Annotated in this window: 17 protein-coding genes; 4 read left to right on the top strand and 13 right to left on the bottom strand. The window is 44.5% G+C overall.

The genetic code is table 11. The features are described 5' to 3' along the window. Positions 1-91: 91 nt before the first annotated feature. The 9 genes from nqrM to bolA all read right to left on the bottom strand — a co-directional run bounded on the left by nqrM (position 92) and on the right by bolA (position 8,133). The gene (nqrM, locus tag R7044_RS14135) at positions 92-325 is read right to left on the bottom strand and encodes a (Na+)-NQR maturation NqrM (protein WP_005380273.1); all 234 of its coding nucleotides are present in this window, start codon (positions 323-325) and stop codon (positions 92-94) included. Between the two features lie 22 nt (positions 326-347). Next, positions 348-1,352, bottom strand: a complete 1,005-nt coding sequence (locus R7044_RS14130; protein WP_005380272.1) for an FAD:protein FMN transferase — start codon at positions 1,350-1,352, stop codon at positions 348-350. Between the two features lie 155 nt (positions 1,353-1,507). Continuing rightward, a complete protein-coding gene (nqrF, locus tag R7044_RS14125; RefSeq protein ID WP_005380271.1) occupies positions 1,508-2,731 on the bottom strand; it encodes an NADH:ubiquinone reductase (Na(+)-transporting) subunit F in 1,224 nt (407 codons plus the stop codon). Positions 2,732-2,764: 33 nt separating this feature from the next. Further along, positions 2,765-3,361 carry an NADH:ubiquinone reductase (Na(+)-transporting) subunit E gene (nqrE, locus tag R7044_RS14120; protein WP_005380270.1) on the bottom strand — a complete coding sequence of 199 codons (597 nt, stop codon included), beginning with the start codon at positions 3,359-3,361 and terminating at the stop codon, positions 2,765-2,767. 7 nt (positions 3,362-3,368) lie between these two features. Beyond that, the gene (locus R7044_RS14115; protein ID WP_005380269.1) at positions 3,369-4,001 is read right to left on the bottom strand and encodes an NADH:ubiquinone reductase (Na(+)-transporting) subunit D; all 633 of its coding nucleotides are present in this window, start codon (positions 3,999-4,001) and stop codon (positions 3,369-3,371) included. After that, the gene (locus R7044_RS14110; protein ID WP_005380267.1) at positions 4,001-4,771 is read right to left on the bottom strand and encodes a Na(+)-translocating NADH-quinone reductase subunit C; all 771 of its coding nucleotides are present in this window, start codon (positions 4,769-4,771) and stop codon (positions 4,001-4,003) included. Before R7044_RS14110 ends, R7044_RS14115 begins: the two co-directional genes overlap by 1 nt. Next, positions 4,761-6,005, bottom strand: a complete 1,245-nt coding sequence (locus tag R7044_RS14105; protein ID WP_005380265.1) for an NADH:ubiquinone reductase (Na(+)-transporting) subunit B — start codon at positions 6,003-6,005, stop codon at positions 4,761-4,763. Before R7044_RS14105 ends, R7044_RS14110 begins: the two co-directional genes overlap by 11 nt. Positions 6,006-6,010: 5 nt before the next feature. Further along, positions 6,011-7,351: a Na(+)-translocating NADH-quinone reductase subunit A gene (locus R7044_RS14100; RefSeq protein ID WP_005380264.1), complete on the bottom strand. Its 1,341-nt coding sequence runs from the start codon at positions 7,349-7,351 to the stop codon at positions 6,011-6,013. Positions 7,352-7,824: 473 nt separating this feature from the next. Next, positions 7,825-8,133, bottom strand: a complete 309-nt coding sequence (gene bolA / locus R7044_RS14095; RefSeq protein ID WP_005380262.1) for a transcriptional regulator BolA — start codon at positions 8,131-8,133, stop codon at positions 7,825-7,827. 243 nt (positions 8,134-8,376) lie between these two features. On the opposite strand from bolA, the gene R7044_RS14090 reads away from it, so the two are divergent. The 4 genes from R7044_RS14090 to R7044_RS14075 all read left to right on the top strand — a co-directional run bounded on the left by R7044_RS14090 (position 8,377) and on the right by R7044_RS14075 (position 12,102). Next, on the top strand, positions 8,377-9,531 hold the full coding sequence (locus R7044_RS14090; protein WP_033905535.1) for a methyltransferase: 1,155 nt from the start codon (positions 8,377-8,379) through the stop codon (positions 9,529-9,531). Between the two features lie 32 nt (positions 9,532-9,563). Beyond that, positions 9,564-10,133, top strand: a complete 570-nt coding sequence (locus tag R7044_RS14085) for a YajG family lipoprotein (protein WP_005380259.1) — start codon at positions 9,564-9,566, stop codon at positions 10,131-10,133. Further along, entirely contained in the window at positions 10,133-10,678 is a 546-nt protein-coding gene (locus tag R7044_RS14080) for a peptidylprolyl isomerase (protein ID WP_005380258.1), read from the top strand. The genes R7044_RS14085 and R7044_RS14080 overlap by 1 nt, the downstream gene beginning before the upstream one ends. A 71-nt stretch (positions 10,679-10,749) precedes the next feature. Beyond that, positions 10,750-12,102 (top strand): AmpG family muropeptide MFS transporter, encoded by a 1,353-nt coding sequence (locus tag R7044_RS14075; RefSeq protein ID WP_005380257.1) that lies wholly within the window; start codon positions 10,750-10,752, stop codon positions 12,100-12,102. A 63-nt stretch (positions 12,103-12,165) separates the two neighbouring features. Here the strand turns inward: R7044_RS14075 and R7044_RS14070 are convergent, their stop codons facing one another. Genes R7044_RS14070 through R7044_RS14055 form a run of 4 tightly spaced genes read right to left on the bottom strand, consistent with a single transcriptional unit; the run spans position 12,166 to position 15,402 of the window. After that, positions 12,166-12,825 carry a ChrR family anti-sigma-E factor gene (locus R7044_RS14070; protein WP_033905538.1) on the bottom strand — a complete coding sequence of 220 codons (660 nt, stop codon included), beginning with the start codon at positions 12,823-12,825 and terminating at the stop codon, positions 12,166-12,168. Next, positions 12,822-13,406, bottom strand: a complete 585-nt coding sequence (locus tag R7044_RS14065) for an RNA polymerase sigma factor (RefSeq protein WP_005380255.1) — start codon at positions 13,404-13,406, stop codon at positions 12,822-12,824. The genes R7044_RS14070 and R7044_RS14065 overlap by 4 nt, the downstream gene beginning before the upstream one ends. Before the next feature lie 44 nt (positions 13,407-13,450). Continuing rightward, a complete protein-coding gene (locus R7044_RS14060) occupies positions 13,451-14,809 on the bottom strand; it encodes a DUF4397 domain-containing protein (RefSeq protein WP_033905539.1) in 1,359 nt (452 codons plus the stop codon). Then, positions 14,806-15,402 carry an LON peptidase substrate-binding domain-containing protein gene (locus tag R7044_RS14055; RefSeq protein WP_033905540.1) on the bottom strand — a complete coding sequence of 199 codons (597 nt, stop codon included), beginning with the start codon at positions 15,400-15,402 and terminating at the stop codon, positions 14,806-14,808. The genes R7044_RS14060 and R7044_RS14055 overlap by 4 nt, the downstream gene beginning before the upstream one ends. Positions 15,403-15,690 lie beyond the last annotated feature (288 nt).

The raw sequence follows: 15,690 nt of genomic DNA, 5'->3' as shown, positions 1-15,690 counted from the left end.
TTCTCGGACATCTGAGCTTTGGTTAGCTGCCTAAAAATAAAGCTCAGCAGAACGCTGAGCTTTATCACTTTCTTAGTACGATTAACCAATACTAAGCAATTCTATCTTTTTCCCACGCCGCCAATTTCTCAGCACGCGCAGCCTCGCGCGCTTCACGTTTTTTACGCGCATCGCAGGGTTCTGGACAATTACACACTTTTTCGATGCCAACTGCCCCTAAGCCACCACAGCTACCTTTCACGACTTTCTTTTGGAAAATGTATCCGACAGCCATTGCAGTGATTACCGCGACAAACACAGCAAAGGTAATTAGAAATGTATTCATAAAAACATGCTCACTTCTGTTGTTATTTCTTCATGAATGGCTTGTATGCTTCCGAAGCCAACTCTTTAAAACCATCTTCCGTTTTCACAATCATGAAAACAGGAATATTATTTTCGTTCGCAATTGCCATGCCTTTGTCTTCACCTAGCACCATAAGACCAGTTGCAAGACCATCAGCAGTCATCGACGATTTATCTAATACCGTTACAGACACCACTTTATGATGAATTGGTTTGCCTGTTCGTGGATTAATAATATGAGAGTATCTCACACCATTACTCTCAAAGTAATTACGATAGTCACCACTTGTTGCAATTGCCATGTCGCCTGGTTCAATAATTTCTTGAATTGAACGTTCATCAACGGTCGGTTTTTCAATTGCGATACGCCAAGGCACACCTTCACGATTGACACCTTTGAGACGCATTTCACCGCCAACTTCGACCATAAAGTTCTGTACCCCTTCAGATTGAAGGTAGTCAGCAACCACGTCAACCCCCCAACCTTTCGCAATCGTCGATAGGTCGACGTACAAGTTAGGAAGATCTTTGGACAGTGTATTACCATCAACAGATAGGTGGTGAATACCGGTATTTGCTTTGCGAGCAGCGAGTTCTTCATCGGTTGGAACTACATCTGGACGAGCTTCTGGACCAAACCCCCACAGGTTAACTAGAGGGCCTACCGTCACATCTAATGCACCTAAAGTAAGACCGTTAAGGCGAATTGCTTCTTTCACTACCGTTGCTGTTTGTGTCGAAACTGTAAATGGCTCGCTCGTTTGATGCTGGTTAAAACGACTTAACTCTGAGTCGTCACGATAGGTCGACATTTGGTCATTAACCTCTTCCAATAAGCGATCAATTTCTGTCTGCATCGCTTTTGGCGTTGGAATACCATCTTGCTCGATATACTTGATGTTGTAAGAAGTCCCCATGGTAGGGCCACTTAAATGAATTTGATCGGCAGGCTGCTCACAGCCAGCCAAAATCAATAGAGAAGCGAATGCAACAAGCCACTTTTTCACTTGTTAACTCCCAATGTTGTTGAATTGATATGGGAAATAGGACCAATCCTTTCAATCCGATTACCTATATCAACTGTTGAATATCAGTTTTATGTCTATAAAAAATAATGGCTAGCTCTTGGAGAGCTAGCCATAGATTCAATCACTTGGAGGAATTAACCACCGAAGTCATCTAGTAGGATGTTTTCATCCTCTACACCTAGATCTTTCAGCATGCCGATTACAGCAGCGTTCATCATAGGTGGACCACACATGTAGTATTCACAGTCTTCTGGCGCTTCGTGATCACGTAGGTAGTTCTCGTAAAGAACGTTGTGAATAAAGCCAGTGTAACCATCCCAGTTATCTTCTGGAAGTGGATCAGACAGTGCACAGTGCCATACGAAGTTGTCATTCTCAGCTTGTAGCATATCGAAGTCTTCTACGTAGAACATTTCACGCTTAGAACGTGCGCCGTACCAGAAAGACATCTTACGCTTAGAGTGCAGACGCTTAAGTTGGTCGAAGATGTGTGAGCGCATTGGAGCCATACCAGCACCACCACCAACGAATACCATTTCTGCATCTGTATCTTTCGCAAAGAACTCACCAAATGGACCAGAAATAGTACACTTGTCGCCTTCTTTTAGAGACCAGATGTACGAAGACATGATGCCTGGTGGTACGTCTGGGTTGTTCGGCGGCGGAGTTGCGATACGAACGTTAAGCATGATGATACCGTGCTCTTCTGGGTAGTTAGCCATAGAGTATGCACGAATGGTCTCTTCATTAACTTTAGACTCGTAACGGAAAAGGTTGAACTTCTCCCAGTCTTCACGGTATTCCTCAGGAATATCGTAGTCTGCGTATTTCACGTGGTGAGCAGGAGCTTCAATCTGGATGTAACCACCAGCACGGAAAGGTACTGATTCGCCATCTGGAATTTGTAGCTTAAGCTCTTTGATGAATGTCGCTTTGTTATCGTTAGAGATAACAGTACATTCCCACTTCTTAACGCCGAAGATTTCTTCAGGAAGCTCGATATCCATGTCAGTTTTCATTGCAACCTGACACGCTAGACGCTCACCTTCACGCGCTTCACCTTTAGTAATATGGTCAAGCTCGGTTGGTAGGATGTCGCCACCACCTGATTTAACTTTTACGCGACACTGACCACATGAGCCACCGCCACCACAAGCAGAAGATACGAATACGCCAGCACCTGCTAGAGCACTCAGTAGCTTACCACCTGGTTGTGTAACGATCGCCAGAGAAGGGTCATCGTTCACAGAAATTGTAATGTCACCTGTTGGTACAAGCTTAGACTTAGCGAAAAGAATCACTAGTACTAGTGCTAGTACGATCAGAGTAAACATCACTACACCAAGAATAATGTCCATTGACTATTCCTTAATTGTTGCGGTTTACCCGACTTACAGTTGAACACCAGAGAAAGACATAAAGCCTAACGCCATAAGACCTACAGTGATAAATGTGATACCAAGACCACGTAGACCTGGAGGTACGTCAGAGTACTTCATCTTCTCACGGATACCTGCAAGAGCAACGATTGCTAGCATCCAGCCCACACCAGAGCCGAAACCGTAAACGATCGATTCAGCAAAGTTGTAGTCACGTTGTACCATGAAAGATACACCACCGAAGATTGCACAGTTTACTGTGATCAGCGGTAGGAAGATGCCTAGCGCGTTGTACAAAGGTGGGAAGAAACGGTCTAGGACCATCTCTAGAATCTGTACAAGTGCTGCAATTACACCGATAAAGGTGATGAAGTTTAGGAAGCTAAGGTCCACGCCCTCAACTAACGCGTTCTCTCTCAGAACTAGGTTGTATACCAGGTTGTTCACAGGAACAGCGATAGTCAGAACTACCACAACTGCAACACCTAGGCCGAAAGAGGTCTTAACCTTCTTAGATACGGCAAGGAAAGTACACATACCTAGGAAGAAAGACAGAGCCATGTTTTCGATGAAAATCGATTTAACTAACAGACTAATGTAATGTTCCATGACGTCCTTACTCCTTCGCTTCTACTTGTTCTGGTTTCAGAATACGGATTACCCAGATAAGGAAGCCGATTAGGAAGAATGCTGATGGTGCTAGTAGCATTAGGCCGTTAGGCTGGTACCAACCACCGTTGCTCACTAGAGGTAGAACTTCTAGACCAAATAGTTTGCCTGAGCCAAATAGCTCACGGAAGAAACCTACAGTGATAAGAACGAAGCCGTAACCTAGACCGTTACCAATACCGTCAATAAGAGATGGTACTGGCGCAGACTTCATTGCGAATGCTTCAGCACGACCCATTACGATACAGTTAGTGATAATCAGACCAACGAATACAGATAGCTGTTTAGAGATATCGTATAGGTAAGCTTTTAGCACTTGGTCTACCACGATTACTAACGATGCGATGATTGCCATCTGAACGATGATACGCACACTGTTAGGAATGTGGTTACGGATCAATGAAACAGAGAAGTTAGACAACGCAGTTACAAATGTTACCGCTAGTGTCATTACAAAAGCTGTTTCTAGTTTAGTTGTTACTGCAAGAGCAGAACATACACCAAGAACTTGTAGCGCGATTGGGTTGTTATCCAACACTGGCGCTAGGATGCTCTTTTTAACGTTTTGTGCACTAGACATTAGTTAAGTTCTCCGTCACGAACTTTTGCTAGGAAAGGACCAAAGCCCATATCACCTAACCAGAAGTCAAATGTGTGTTGAACACCATTACTAGTGAGCGTCGCTCCTGATAGGCCATCAACACCGTGCTCAGAACCTTGCGGTGCGCCGCCTTTCACGACCTTAATCGCTGGCTGGTGATCTTCATTGTACAATTTCTTGCCAATGAATTGATCGCGCCATGAAGGGTTCTCTACTTCACCACCAAGTCCAGGAGTTTCACCTTGCTCGTAGTAAGTAATAGCAGACACAGTGTTACCATCAGTTTCAACGGCTACAAAGGCATACATCATCGACCATAGTCCTTTACCGTGCATAGGCAGGATAACTTTTTGGACTTCATCTTGATCTTTTACAAGGTACACCACTGCTGTATTCGCGCGACGACGGATATCAGCTACGTCTTCTTCTGGTGTCAATGCGATTGAACGTTCTGCATCTTTTGATGCTTCACGTTGATCGTACGTAGATGCATTACCCTCAGTAAAGTTACCTGTTTCAAGGTCTACTAGACGAGGTTCGATGTACTCAGCAAATAGCTCTGGTACTTTCTTACCGTTTGCGTCAATGCCTGCAACTTCAACGATCTTTGATTGCTTATCTAGGACAGCGTTAGCTTTTTGCTTATCACGCAGACCTACTGCTGCTGTTGATACGATGATTGAACAAACAAGGCTCAACCCGATAACAACACCCAGCGTCTTTTTAATGCTGTCGTTATTACTTGCCATAGCGTGCTAGTCTCCGCTTGATGTTCTTCTCAATCACTACATGGTCGAACAGAGGTGCGAATAGGTTCGCGAATAGAATCGCCAGCATCATACCTTCTGGGTACGCTGGGTTAACTACACGGATCATCACACACATTGCACCAATCAGGATGCCGTACCACCATTTACCTTTGCTAGTAAATGACGCTGATACTGGGTCCGTTGCCATGAAGAACATACCGAATGCAAAACCACCTAGAACTAGGTGCCAGTGCCATGGCATATTAAACATTGGATTAGTGTCAGAACCGATCACGTTAAACAGAGTCGATACTGCGATCATACCGATCATCACACCCGCAATGATGCGCCATGAAGCGATTCGCATGTAAACGATCATCGCTGCACCGATCATTAGAGCTAGAGTCGATACTTCACCAATAGAGCCAGGGATGTTACCGATGAACGCGTCCATCCAAGTGATAGGAGCGCCAGTTACTGTGTTAACTAGAGCACCGTTACCACCTTGAGCCCATTGGCTAAGAGCAGTTGCACCAGAGAAGCCGTCAGCTGCAGTCCATACTACGTCACCCGAAATTTGTGCTGGGTAAGCGAAGAATAGAAATGCACGACCTGCAAGTGCAGGGTTAAGGAAGTTACGACCTGTACCACCGAAGATCTCTTTTGCTACAACAACACCAAATGTGATACCTAGTGCCGCTTGCCATAGAGGTAGCGTTGGTGGAACGATAAGTGCGAATAAGATAGAAGTTACAAAGAAACCTTCGTTAACTTCGTGTTTACGCACCATACAGAACAACACTTCCCAGAAGCCACCAACAATAAATACTGTTGCGTAGATTGGCAGGAAGTAAGTCGCACCTAGTAGCATCTTACTGCCAACACCCGCTTCCGCACCGATAGTGCCGCCAAGCATTTCTGTTAGCCAGTAGTGCCAGTTACCTGCGATAACTGTCGCTAGTTGGTCACCAGCGTACATGTGGTTAAGTGCTGCAATAGCTTGGCCACCTGCGTTGTACATACCCCAGAACATTGCTGGGAATACCGCAAACCAAACCATGATCATGATACGTTTTAGGTCAACGCTATCACGAACGTGCGAGCTTTTATTTGTTACGATACCTGGGGTGTAAAAAACTGTTGCTACAGCTTCGTACAGGGCAAACCATTTTTCGTGTTTGCCACCAGGCTCAAAATGATGCTCGATGTCTTCAAGAAACTTTTTAAGAGCCATGAAAATTACCCTTCCTTCTCGATAGTATCTAGGCATTCACGAAGTAACGTACCGTACTCGTACTTACCTGGACATACAAAGGTACACAATGCTAGATCTTCTTCATCCAGTTCAAGCGCACCCAGTGCTTGAGCACTGTCTGTGTCGCCGGCACATAGATCACGAAGCAGCAAAGTAGGCTCCATATCTAGAGGCATTACGCGTTCGTAGTTGCCAATTGGAACCATTGAACGATCACTACCATTGGTCGTCGTTGTCATATTGAACAACTGACCTTTGAATACGTGACCAAGGAAAGAGCGAGTTACCGAGAACTTATTCTTACCAGGCATTGCCCAGCCAAATAGTTCTTTTTCACGGCCTTCACGTAATACAGAAACCTGTTGATGGTAACGGCCAAGGTATGCGTGTGGACCAGTTGCATGTGTACCTGTTAGTACTGAACCAGAGATCACACGAACTTCGCCAGGCATCAGCTCGTTATCTGTTAGGTCATCTAAGCTTGCACCCATTACGGTACGGACTAGACGAGGGTTATTCACAACTGGGCCAGCTAGAGACACAACACGATCTGTGCATAGCTCACCAGTTAGGAACAGCTTACCGAACGCGATAACGTCTTGGTAGTTGATGCTCCATGCCACATTCTCTGCATTTACTGGGTATAGGAAATGCATGTGGGTGCCAGCAAGACCTGCTGGGTGAGGGCCATCGAAGACGTGTTCTTCTACGTTAGACTGTGAAGAGCGTGGCAAGCTAGTGCCAGATTTACATACGTAAACCTTGCCTTCTGTCAGGGCTGAAAGAATGTCTAGACCAGCAATGAATGCTTCTTGTTGCTCATTAATGATCAACTCAGGCTTAGCTGCTAGTGGATTAGTATCCATTGCAGTTACGAAAATAGCCTTAGTAGAAGACTCGATTGCAGGAACCTTGCTAAACGGACGAGTACGTAAAGCGGTCCATAAGCCAGAGTCAACCAACTGAGTCTTGATCACTTCACGATCTAGACCTGAAAGTTGAGCGGCTTCGAACTTATCAAATGTCACCTGCTCTTCACCTGCCACTTCAATCACTACAGATTGAAGGACACGTTTAGCGCCACGGTTAACTTCGATCACTTTACCGGCTGCTGGTGCAGTAAATTTCACGCCTGGGTTCTTTTTATCTTCAAAAAGAACTTGCGCTTTTTTCACTTCATCACCAACGCGGACATGCATGGTAGGTCGCATGCCAACGTACTCTTCGCCAAGCAAGGCGACTTTTTTGATGGTCTTACCATCATTAATCACCTGGGATGGAGTTCCTGCGATAGGAAGATCCAAGCCCTTCTTTATTGTAATCATACGCACTTGCACTACTTTTATCGGGAAAAAGATTCTTTTGATTGCGTAACTTTTAGACACGACATCAGTGTCCGGTTTTGATGTTGTTTTAAACATCAAAATCGCAACATCCTATTAAAAATCTCGTCACAAGGAATACGCGAGATTTATCAGGTGCCGTAGTCTAGCATTTTTTAGGAACTTGATGCCATGATCAATCATTAGAATAGAGGGGTTATTTCGGTAGAATCAGGTCTAAAAGGTCAAAGAATAGTCATAACTTTGACCCATCGCACAAATGCCATATTCCATACATATCTTATGGAAAAGTGATATTCATCGCCTGAAATATTCTGCAATTTCCATTCATTTGTTGAAACACTGTTAACACATTTTTTAACCAGAATTTGTGCCACGTTAACGTCCCTAAAGAATGTAAAACGAAAAAAGATGGCCTTAAGCCACCTTTCTCTGCACCTTTATATCTTGCGTTTTTAGTGACCACCACCCATACACATCGGGCTATCAGGGGCGCCATCTTGTTCACGCTTCCACTCTTCATCAGTATATGTATGAATAGCTAATGCATGAATGTGGTTGTCCAGTTCATCTGCCAAAATTTGATGAACTTGACGATGGCGCCCAATCAAACGCTGTCCCGCGAACGAATCACTCACAACAATCACTTTGAAATGACTCTCTGAGCCTGGTGGCACATTATGCATGTAGCTCTCATTAATGACTTTGAGATAGCTGGGTTGCAGCTCACTGTGTAGTTTCTTCTCTATGATTTCTTGGATCATATTCGTTCCTCATTGATGCGAATTCCATAAGTATATACCTAAGTAAAGCAGACATGCATCACTCAAACGTCACTCTCATTATTGACGCACTTTGTAGACATATTGTCTCAAGGCGCTCGACTCCATGAGCATGCCTAGAGAGCAGCCATCACTGAACTCGTAAAATTTGACAGCTTTTTGTATCTCGACACGTCATCATTTGCGACAATAACACTTAATTTCTAAATCAACTTACATTTAGCTATGAAAACCGAACTGAACCTTCACGAGCGAAGCTTAACACTTCATCGTTTCCCAAAACGTAGTAACGAAACGCTACAAGCGTGGGATGCCGGTGATGAGTATCTTATTAATCATGTTGAAGAGCTTGCTTTGCCAGACAATCAAAACATCCTCGTGATTAATGACAGCTTTGGTGCCCTCTCCTGCTGGTTTTCGGAAAAGCACCATGTAACGCTAATGAGTGATTCATTCATCTCACATAAAGGTGCACAGCAAAATCTCGAGCAAAACCAGTGCAATAAAGTAGCGCTTGCCACCACGATGGACCTCGTTCCTGCCAATATTGATCTCGTCTTGCTGCAACTGCCCAAAAGTAACCGCCATCTAGTGTGGATACTAAGCCAATTAAGAAAGGCGCTACCGGCTTCCTGCCCCGTCATTGCAGTCAATAAAGCGAAAGACATTCATACTTCGACGCTAAAACTGTTTGAAAAATACTTAGGCGAAACAAAAACATCTTTGGCCTGGAAAAAGCACAGATTGGTGTTTTCTCAAGCAACAGTTGAGCCTCCGATTGAAGTAATGCCTTTCACGACTTGGCGCGTTGATGGCGAAGATATCGAACTCAAGAACATGCCAAATGTCTATTCAGGAGAAAGTTTAGATTTAGGTGCACGCTTTATGCTGCAGCACCTGCCTCAAGACCCTTCGATAGACAATGTCATCGACCTCGGCTGCGGCAATGGTGTTTTGTCTGTTAAATTTGGTCAGTTGAATCCAAATGCTCGGCTAACATGTGTTGATGAAAGCTTTATGGCGCTTGAGTCGGCAAAACAGAACCTACTCGACAACCTTGGTGAAAATAGAGACATACAGTGCATAGCGAACAATTGCTTGGACGGTTTTAAACACAGCAGCAGCTCTATGGTTATGTGTAATCCACCGTTTCATCAACAACAGGCAATCACCGATCATATTGCTTGGCAAATGTTCTGCGATGCTAAACAAGTATTAAGTGAAAATGGCCGTTTACTGGTTATCGGAAATCGTCACCTCGGGTACGACGCAAAACTCAAACGTCTGTTTGGCGATAAAAATGTGAAACTTATCGCTTCCAACAATAAGTTTGTGATTTTACAGGCTACAAAAAATCCTGCTAAATTAAGCGCAAAATAAGCTTTAGCAAAATAGTTAAAAGGAATAATAAAATGAGAAAATTGGTACTTGCGGCTTCGGTTGCGTTGCTTGCTGCGTGTTCAGCCCCTCAACAACCTCAGCTGAACCTGATGCCAGAAAGCACATTGAGCACCAATCCAATTGTTCAAGGCAAGACTTACAGTTTGACCAGCAAAGATGTACGTGCAGCGCAGTACGTGGCGTTGGTGGATAACGGCCGTTCGAACATTCTTCCTCTTCATGCTAAACAGAATTTACGTATTGCGTTAGAAGAAGCATTAGAGAAGCAATTCTCATCTCAAGGTTTCCATGCGGATCTAAACAGCAACAACGCGATTGAATTGAGCGTTCAAGAAGCGTTGGTCAACGTGAAGCATTCGGTGATGGAAAATGAGATGGATGCTAAAGTTGTGCTGGAAATCACAGCAGAGACACCTGAGGGCAAGCTAGTCAAAACTTATACAGGTACAGCAAAGCGATCTGGCACATTGAGTGCTTCTGATGCCGATATTGAAGAGACATTGAATGATGTGGTGACATTGACGCTTAAAGAGATTGCCAATGACCCTGAGCTTCGTCAATACATGCAGGAGCGTTTCTAATGTTACGCAAAGCGATTCTGTCTTTAGCATTACTCAGCTGCAGCGTTTGGGCTGGACCAAAAGTAGCGTTTGAAACGACACTTGGCTCATTTACGGTTGAGTTAAACGAAGAGAAAGCACCTATCACTGTCGCTAATTTTCTGAAATATGTAGAAGATGGGAGCTACGAAGGTACTATTTTTCATCGTATTATCCCAGGCTTCATGGCACAAGGTGGCGGCTTTAACCAAGATATGCAGATGGTGAAAACATACGCGCCAATCAAAAACGAAGGAAATAATGGTCTAAACAATGACCGTGCTACCATCGCCATGGCACGAACTAATGCACCAAACTCTGCAACTCGTCAGTTTTTCGTCAACTTAGTCGACAATGACTTTCTCAACTATGGCGCTCGACCACCAGGTTATGCTGTATTTGGTGAGGTTACTGAGGGGTTCGACGTTATCCAGAAAATGGCTCAGCAGCCGACCACGACAGTAGGCCGAATGCGTGATGTACCAGAGACGCAAATCGTCATCACCAAAGCTACACTACTTAAATAGCCAAAACGATAAGCCCTTTGAATAATCGAAGGGCTTTCTCTTTCAACGGCTTCATTTTATTGGATTGATTTATGTCTTCATTACCTTCCATCACTTGGTTGGAAACGGTAAAAAGTTACCTCGATAAACGACTCATGTGGGTTTTCATGCTGGGCTGCTCTAGCGGCTTTCCGTGGGTTCTTATCGGTTCAAACATGTCAGGTTGGCTAAAAGATGCCGGCTTGACCCTCTCCGCAATTGGCTATTTTGGTAGCGTTTTTGCGGTCTATGCGATCAACTTTCTGTGGGCACCTCTGGTTGACCGCGTGAAGCTGCCAGTCCTCTTTAGACTGCTGGGGCAAAGACGTAGCTGGATTTTCTTTTGCCAAAGTATCGTACTCGTCGCTACCCTATTTATTGCCGGCGTTAATCCAGCGGAAAACTTGGTGTTTGCGTCACTACTCGCCTTGTGCATTGCAACGGCTTCAGCGACACAAGACATCGCAATTGATGCTTTTCGTATTGATACTTTCCCAAAGTCAGAAGAGTCTAAACTGCCTCAAGCTTCTGCAATGGCGGTCATTGGCTGGTGGACAGGTTATTCACTACCGGGTTATTTAGCGTTTGTTAATGCTGACAGTGTCGGTTGGAATGGTGTGTACTACGGGATGGCGGTGATAGTCGGCATTCTAATGGTCTTTACGATTTTAGTCGGTGAACCGAAGACTCAACGCGAACAACTTCAGTCTGCCGCTGAACAACGCCACAAAGAAGTGGTTGGTTCAAAAGTCGTAGCTTGGTTTACCGTGACTGTTGTAGAACCTTTCCTTGATTTCTTTAATCGCAATGGCGTCCGTGTCGCGATTACTCTGTTGCTGTTCGTTTTCCTATTTAAAATTGGCGAAGCGTTTTTGGGCAGGATGTCGATCGCGTTCTATAAAGATATTGGTTTTAGCAATGAACAAATTGGCTATTACTCCAAACTGATTGGTTGGGGAGCCACCATCTTCTTTACTTTTGTCGGAAGCATGTTCAACGTTAGGTTTGGTATTGTACGTGGATTAATGATCGGCGGTATTGCTATGTCTGCCAGTAACTTGATGTTTGCATGGATTGCTTCGGTAGGCCCAAACGAGCACTTGTACTTAGCCACGATTATTGTCGATAACTTTACGACTGCTTTCTCAACTGTCGCTTTTGTTTCATTTTTGACGATTCTAACCGGGCAAGCATTTTCGGCAACTCAGTATGCGTTGCTTGCCTCTCTAGGAAACTTCGGACGGACGACTCTTGCTTCTTTCAGTGGCGAGCTAGTGGATTATCTTAATGATTGGAGCACATTCTTCGTGCTTACCGCTGTCATGGTCGTGCCAAGCTTGATTATGTTGTACTCGCTACGACATTACTTTGATGCTCTATTGGAAAAAGCACGTCACAAGCATTAACGAAGCATATAAAAAACCACCGAATTCGGTGGTTTTTGTTTTGCGATATATAAGATAAGAGGTCTATGGGTATAACCCTTTACCAAACATATTAAATATACGTGCCACGCCTTGAGTAAAGATCATCGGCTCAGTCAATACGGTTAAACACAAGCAGTCTTCTCCGGCCTTAGTGTAAGGGCTATGCTTCACTGATGCGTCTCTAATCATCAAATCGCCTTCTTCATATTGGCCATCCTCGTCACTAAATCCGCCATGTAGGATCAATGTAGACTCCAGGCCTTTGTGCGTATGTTGAGGAATTTGCACATCTTCCCCGATGTACATTAAGCTGACACGAGCGTCTTCCCCTAGGTCAATCTGAGCACTGAAAACCTTGCCTCCGTAACTTCTCCATGACCCTACGAGGTCAGAGAAACGCGCTAGAGTTTTAGGAAGAGCGAAACTTTTTCCTGCCACATTAACAGCAGCAGGGTCGCGGATCACGATATTATCAGTCGCTGGCTCCGCATTGATGATGTCATTAAACATGTCGTCAAATTCAGAAACATACTCAGAAGGTATGTCACTTACGATGTTCGCTTGACTTGCTTCGACTTGGTTCACATAAGCTCGGCACTTGGTGCATGTTTCTAAATGGGTTGCGACCACAAGACCAGAAACTGCATCAATGCTTCCCGAAGCGTATGCTTCTAACAAGCTGTTATCTGGGTGTTTGTTCATAGTTGCTCCGTATGCATTGAATGCCTTAGCTTTTCTACTGCAAGCCTCAGCCTGGATTTTACAGTACCGAGGGGTATATCAAATAATTCCGCGACCTGTTGATGAGGTAGCTCTTCAAGATATACCGCTTGTAAAACATCTCTCTGGTTTTTCGGTAATATATCTAAAAACTTAACCACCTGTTCTTTCAACATATCTTGCTCTGGTGAATAGTGATCAACAAGATCAGGTGGATAATACTCTGACGGCCAAATGTCATCAGAATGAATGTGTAATTCCTTACCTTTCTGTTTTCTCAGCAAATCAAAACAAAGGTTTCGGATTATGGTATATATCCAAGTCGATAACGCGCTCTTTTCACCATCATAGAGGTGCGCTTTCTGCCAAACTGTCGCCATGGTCTCTTGCACCATCTCCATAGCAACTTGCTCATTACCAACATGTTTGTAAGCGAATTGCTTCAGCTTGGGTGCGTAAAAACGGAATACAAAAGCGAACGCGTCTTTGTCTCGAGCCTTCACTTTATCCATGTAATCGTTCCAATCACTGCGCCCCAGTTTTTTCGGGCTATCACTCATCATAATCGGCCTTAATTTGTGGGAGGAGTTTCCTCCTCCCATTCTTCCTAATCGGTCACGTCATCGACCAACAAGTTGAAACCACCGTTGTTCCCATCATCAATGGCAACGACTTGGTACACAACACCGTTCATTACATTGACTGGTGCTGAGTCAACCGCAACAATACTTGGGTTACCAGCCACTGTTACCGTTACATAATATGTACCTTCAGCGACATATAATCCTTGTACACTATTTTTATACGCAAAATTAGCAATAGTTGGATCACTTCCATCTATTCCTGCACTCGTAGTGAGGTAAATATCCACCATTTCCGCTATAGGATTAGCCGCCGCGTGTGTCACATTCAATGTCGCGCTAGTCGTCACAGCGCGTCTCATATCTTCAACAACCAGAGCTTCGATATCAATCGCTGGGCTAACAACACCGACTGCATAAACACTGTAATCCATTCCACCTGCAACCATTAACCCGTCAACATCTATGATCGGATTGGTTGTTGTGCCATCCACGTAAACATCAATATCGTAATCCCCAGCAGCAAGATCCAAATAACCACGAATCTCTTTGAACGCTAAGTCGGCAAGAGGAGCGAAGGCCGCCCCGTTAACGTTAACATCGACGACTGGCGCTCCATCGACAAGGTGTCCGACTCTTACTTCAGCTTGGCTGCCCATATCTTCAATTATAGAAGAGCCCGAACCGTCCAACACCAAGAGTTTGACAGGTGACGTGCTATTCGAATCTCCTGTGCCGATAGCGGCAATCGTCAAGTTGGAGTTAGCCGCAAGAGGTACTGTGCCGGAGTCAAAAGCAACGCTGTCTCCTACGGCAAGTCGAACTTGATACTCACCAGCTGGGATGTTCAATACGTCGGTAGAAGCTTTGTAAGCAAGGTTAGTTATTGGAGTCGCGCTAGCAAGAGCAACACCTGGCTCAGTGACATAAAGATCAACAGCAGGAACGCCTGAAGCTGCATGAACAACTTGAACATCTAGACTATTGGCATCAGCCATTGAATCGGCGCTGCGAGTCACAACTAAAGGCTCAACTGGGTTTGGCGAACCATCGGCATCGCCAACAACGAACACGTTATAATTGAGGTCGGAATCAAGATCTAGTTCTGTTTTAGGTATTACGGTCGCGGTTTCATTACCTGGGAGCTGAACATCGACCTGAATCGAATTCATCCCCTCTCGCAATTTAACGTAGCCAGATCCCACACCATAATCAACATTCGTTAATGATGGTTTATCGTTGATCCACACATTTGCAAGCGGCGCATCAGAAGACGCGTGCACTGCCTGTAAATTGGAATACTCGATAGTGTCACTGTCGGAGCCACACGCCGCCAGTCCTAATGTCGCAACAATAGTTAGCGCAGCTTTATTAAATCCTTTCATATCCTTGCCTCTTTGTTAGTCGGGGCTTCTATGGCTTCTGTCAGAAATTGCAACGCAGAAATACAGTCCTCTGCGCCGACTAGCTGTTCGAACAGATTGCAGTCTAGGGGTAGTAACTCAAGCCAACGCTGAGTAACCCAAGCAGAGTCATCGTAAAAACGATGCTGGTAGAGGCTTCCAAGTTGAGGAAACTCTTCATAAACATGGGATAACTGCTGGCTTAAAAAGAAGAAATCTGGTGAGTTGTCTAGATGTTGCCAATTGTCTAACCATTCAACCTCTGCATGACGTAAGCCATCCGCATCTGCACGGACGCGTTTGACAACAAAGCGTTGCTCACCAGCAACTGTAATACCAAGAAGGCCATCACTGAGTGTTTCAAAATCAACGATCCTGACCAAAGTTCCGATAGATGAAACGTTACCCACGTCTTTAGGGTCACCTTCACTTCCTACTAGGCAAACTCCAAAGCCCACATTTTGTAGGCTGCATTCCTTTACCATTCGCTTATATCGTGGCTCAAAAATGCGCAGATTCATTTTACCTTCAGGGAGTACAACTGAAGTGAGTGGGAATAACATGACTTCTTTCATTCAAACGTCCTCTTTGATTCACGGATACATACGAATCCCTTATCACTCCGATCACTAACGATTTATGTTGGTTAATCGACTGGCTTAAAAAGTCATAAAATCGCTTACGCAAACGATCCAAATCACATATTTATTGCAATCAAATGCAACAAACAAAAAGTTCCGTAAATAAAGATAATTTCGTGACATAACTCACCAAAAACGTTCAATTTTGCACCCTTTATCACTTTCATTTGGGATTTTTATCGCTATTATTCCCGCCAATTGGAAAGCGCAGCACAGATTGCG

The organism is Vibrio sp. 1402, from assembly GCF_033340275.1.
The sequence above is the reverse complement of the archived record's forward strand: the minus strand, read 5'-3'. Positions and strand labels throughout refer to the sequence as shown.